Here is a 4,402-nt window from a genome sequence, read left to right as displayed (position 1 = left end):
GTGGTGGCTAAGCTGGCCGAGCTCGGCTGGGACGTCAACGCCCGCGGCCGCGGTGACGTGCCGGTCGAGCAGGAGTGGCAGACCGCCCTGCACGAGGCGGCCGGCAACAACGACGTGCGGTTGATCGAGCTGCTGCTGTCGCTGGGCGCGGACCGGACCGCTCGGGACGCCCGGTTCGACGCCACGCCGCTGGACTGGGCACGGCACTTCGACCATCAGGAGGCGGTCGCTACGCTTCAACTGCCCAACCGATGACGATGAGGAGCGGTGCGATGCGCCCCGGTGGACAGCCGAACATGCAGCAGATCATGAAGCAGGCGCAGAAGATGCAGCAGCAGGTCGCGCAGGCGCAGGCCGAGCTGGCCGAGGCCGAGCTCACCGGTACGGCCGGCGGCGGCCTGGTCACCGTCGTGGTCACCGGCCTGGGCGAGTACAAGTCGGTGAAGATCGACCCCAAGGCGGTCGACCCGGAGGATATCGAGACGCTCGAGGACCTGGTCCTCGCCGCGATCCACAACGCCGCCGAGGCGCAGCGCGAGCTGACCGAAGAGAAGATGGGCCCGGCGACCGGCGGCATGACCCTGCCCGGGTTCTGAGGATCCGGTGTACGAAGGCGCCATTCAGGATCTGATCGACGAGCTGGGCCGGCTGCCGGGCGTGGGCCCGAAGTCGGCCCAGCGCATCGCGTTCCACGTGTTGTCCGCGGACCCGGCCGACGTCAACCGCCTGGCCAACTCCCTGCGCAAGGTCAAGGAGCTGGTCCGCTTCTGCACGACCTGCTTCAACGTGGCCGAGTCCGAGCAGTGCCGGGTGTGCCGTGACACCCGCCGCACCAACGAGGTCATCTGCGTGGTCGAGGAACCCAAGGACGTGGTCGCGATCGAGCGCACCGGCGAGTTCCGGGGGCGCTATCACGTGCTCGGCGGCGCGATCAACCCGCTCGAGGGGATCGGGCCGGACAATCTCCGGATCCGGGAGCTCCTGCAGCGCCTCGGCACCGGCGAGGTCCGGGAGCTGATCCTCGCCACCGACCCGAACACCGAGGGCGAGGCGACCGCGACCTACCTCGCCTTAATGGTCAAACCCATGGGTATCGCGGTCACCCGGTTGGCCAGTGGTCTGCCGGTCGGAGGTGACCTTGAGTATGCCGACGAGATCACCCTGGGCAGGGCTTTTGAGGGACGTCGGGCGGTTTAAAAACCGATAAAGCGGACGCCAAGGGTGTTCGGGTGCGTTACGTTGCGTACACGAAAGGGTTGGTCACGCTCCCATCACGACGCGGCTTGGAAACGGTAAAGGGTCAGACAGCCTATTGACCGCTGGACGGGATTACGTGAGCGTTCCTCTCACGGCGGCGGCTTAACCCGCCTGCTGGTTCGCGTCCACTCCGGCGACCACCGTTGTCGGCACGGACCGCACCACCCACGTACGCGACAACCGATCGGTTGCCCGCGCTGCGGGGCCCCTCTCTCGCGGCGCAGCCGTGGGCGGGCAGTGGCGCCGTGGCCGGCGGCCCGGGGAGAGGACCGGACGCTTCATGGTCGTTGGGCCCGGGACGGTTTCAGACCAGGTCCCGCTCGCGCCGGATCCGGTACCCGGCGGTACCGCTGCGGCCAAGGCGATCGAGGGCCGGTCGCTGGGCCGCATCGCGTGGAACCGGCTGAAGCGCGACAAGGTCGCGATGACCGGCGCGGTCGTGGTGATCCTCCTGATCCTGGTCGCGATCTTCGCGCCGCTGATCGTGAAGCTGCTCGGTGATCCGCCCAACGATTTCCATCAGGACCTCATCGACCCCAACACCCTCGCGCCCAAGGGCGGCACCGGAATCTCCGCCGATCACCTGTTCGGTGTGGAGCCGCTGAACGGCCGCGACATCTTCAGCCGGGTGGTCTACGGCGCCCGGATCTCGTTGCTCATCGCGTTCCTGTCCACCATGCTCTCGGTCCTCCTCGGCTCCACGATGGGCGTGATCGCCGGCTTCTTCGGCGGCTGGGTCGACGCCGTGATCAGCCGCCTGATGGACATCTTCCTGGCCTTCCCGCTGCTGGTCTTCGCGATCGCGCTGGCCGGGGTCATCCCGGACCGAGCCTTCGGGCTGTCCGGCGACGCGCTGCGCATCGCCATGCTGATCTTCATCATCGGGTTCTTCAGCTGGCCCTACATCGGCCGCATCATCCGGGGCCAGACGCTGTCGCTGCGCGAGCGCGAGTTCGTCGAGGCCTCCCGCAGCCTGGGCGCGCGGGGCCCGTACATCATCGTCAAGGAGATGCTGCCCAATCTGGTGGCGCCGATCCTGATCTACGCCACGCTGCTGATCCCGACGAACATCATCTTCGAGGCCAGCCTGTCCTTCCTCGGTGTGGGCATCCGCCCGCCGACGGCCAGCTGGGGCGGCATGCTCTCGGAGGCGGCGCGGTTCTACACGATCTGGCATTTCATCTTCTTCCCGGGCATGGCGATCTTCATCACCGTGCTGGCCTTCAACCTCTTCGGTGACGGCTTGCGGGACGCGCTCGATCCCAAGGGCCGCCGGTGATGGGGCCACAGAACTTCAACTCAGCCAGGCGGCCCGTTCCCGGGCCGTTCCACCAGGGAGGTTGCTACAAGTGATCCGTAAGAGCAGGGTGCTGGTGGCCGTATCGGCTGTCCTGGCGCTCGGTGTGACCGCCGCATGTGGCGGTGGCGATTCTGATTCCGACTCCAACAACTCGAACGCGTCGGCGCCCGAGTTCAACGGCGGCCTGACGAAGGTGTTCAACCCTTCCGACAAGAAGGGCGGCACCATCCGCATGGCCAACGAGGGTGACTGGGACACCCTCGACCCGGGTGAGACGTACTACGGCTACTCGTGGAACTTCCTCCGGCTCTACGGCCGGAGCCTGCTCACCTACAAGGTGGAGGCGGGTCCGGCCGGCAACGAGCTCACCCCTGACCTCGCCGAGGGCCTGGGTACGCCGTCCGACGGCGGGAAGACCTGGACCTACAAGATCCGGCCCGGCATCAAGTACGAGGACGGCACGGTCATCAAGTCGGCCGACGTCAAGTACGCGGTGCTGCGCTCGGTCGACAAGGAGACGTTCCCGAACGGCCCGGCGTACTTCGAGCAGTTCCTGAACCTGCCGGAGGGCTACAAGGGCCCGTACAAGTCCAAGGGTGTGAACACCGACTCGGCGATCACCACTCCGGACGACACGACCATCGTCTTCCACCTGAAGCAGGCCTTCTCCGGGTTCGACTACATGGCCGCGCTGTCGCAGACGGTGCCGGTGCCGGAGGCCAAGGACAAGGGCGCGCAGTACAAGCAGCACGTGATCTCGTCCGGCCCGTACATGTTCGACCAGAACAACGCGGGCAAGAACTTCTCGCTGAAGCGCAACCCGAACTGGGACCAGGCGACGGACCCGGTCCGCAAGGCGCTGCCGGACCGGTACGAGGTCGCGCTGAACGTCAACGCGGACGACATCGACAACCGGCTGATCTCCGGTGACCTCGACGTGCACGTGACCGGCACCGGTGTGCAGCCGGCCGCCCTCGGCCGCGTGGTCGGCGACCCGGCGATCAAGGCGCAGACCGACAACCCGTACGTCTCGCGTCTCTGGTACACGTCGATCGTCGGCACCGTTGCGCCGTTCGACAAGATCGAGTGCCGGCAGGCCGTCGAGTACGCCGCGGACAAGGTCGGCTACCAGACCGCGTACGGCGGCCCGCTGTCCGGTGGTGACGTGGCCACCACGCTCATGCCGCCGAACATCCCGGGTTACCAGAAGTTCGATCTGTACCCGTCGCCGGAGGGCAAGGGCGACGCCGCGAAGGCCAAGGAACTGCTGACCGCGTGCGGCCAGCCGAACGGCTTCGAGACCAACATCGCCTACCGGGCCGAGCGCCCGAAGGAGAAGGCGACCGCCGAGTCGCTGCAGCAGTCGCTCGCCAAGGTCGGCATCAAGCTCACGCTGAAGCCGTTCCCGCAGGGTGACTACTTCGCCCAGTACGCCGGCAACCCGCCGTACGTGAAGGCGAACAAGCTGGGTCTGGTCGTCAACGGCTGGGGTTCGGACTGGAACGACGGCTTCGGCTTCCTGTCGCAGATCGTCGACAGCCGGGTCATCCGGGAGACCGGTGGCTCGTCGAACGCCAGCGTCCGCGACCCCGAGGTCGACAAGATGCTGGACGCGGCGATCCTGAACCAGGACGCCAAGGCCCGCGAGGGGCAGTGGGCGGCGATCGACAAGAAGGTCATGGAGGACGCGTACATCCTCCCGGGCATCTACGCGAAGTCGCTGCTCATCCGCCCGAAGACGCTGACCAACGTGTTCGTGAGCGCGTCGTACAACATGTATGACTACACCGCGCTCGGCGTCGCATAGGTAGTCGCAGGCAACAGGCGGCCGGTCCGGGGTTGAAC

General features: G+C 67.0%; 5 protein-coding genes. All 5 read left to right on the top strand.

Annotated features, from left to right (window positions below):
• Nucleotides 1–255 (top strand): ankyrin repeat domain-containing protein (locus tag AB0M20_RS29280; RefSeq protein ID WP_364303540.1); only part of this gene is annotated, 255 nt, incomplete at its 5' end.
• 41 nt (nt 256–296) lie between these two features.
• Nucleotides 297–596 (top strand): YbaB/EbfC family nucleoid-associated protein, encoded by a 300-nt coding sequence (locus AB0M20_RS29275; protein ID WP_364303541.1) that lies wholly within the window; start codon nt 297–299, stop codon nt 594–596.
• 7 nt (nt 597–603) lie between these two features.
• A complete protein-coding gene (gene recR / locus AB0M20_RS29270; RefSeq protein WP_364303538.1) occupies nt 604–1,197 on the top strand; it encodes a recombination mediator RecR in 594 nt (197 codons plus the stop codon).
• A 340-nt stretch (nt 1,198–1,537) separates the two neighbouring features.
• The gene (locus tag AB0M20_RS29265) at nt 1,538–2,536 is read left to right on the top strand and encodes an ABC transporter permease (protein ID WP_364303537.1); all 999 of its coding nucleotides are present in this window, start codon (nt 1,538–1,540) and stop codon (nt 2,534–2,536) included.
• 70 nt (nt 2,537–2,606) lie between these two features.
• Nucleotides 2,607–4,364, top strand: a complete 1,758-nt coding sequence (locus AB0M20_RS29260) for an ABC transporter substrate-binding protein (protein WP_364303536.1) — start codon at nt 2,607–2,609, stop codon at nt 4,362–4,364.
• Nucleotides 4,365–4,402: the final 38 nt, after the last annotated feature.

The sequence above is a fragment of the Actinoplanes sp. NPDC051633 genome (genome assembly GCF_040681735.1).
Taxonomy (GTDB): Bacteria; Actinomycetota; Actinomycetes; order Mycobacteriales; family Micromonosporaceae; genus Actinoplanes.
The sequence above is the reverse complement of the archived record's forward strand: the minus strand, read 5'-3'. Positions and strand labels throughout refer to the sequence as shown.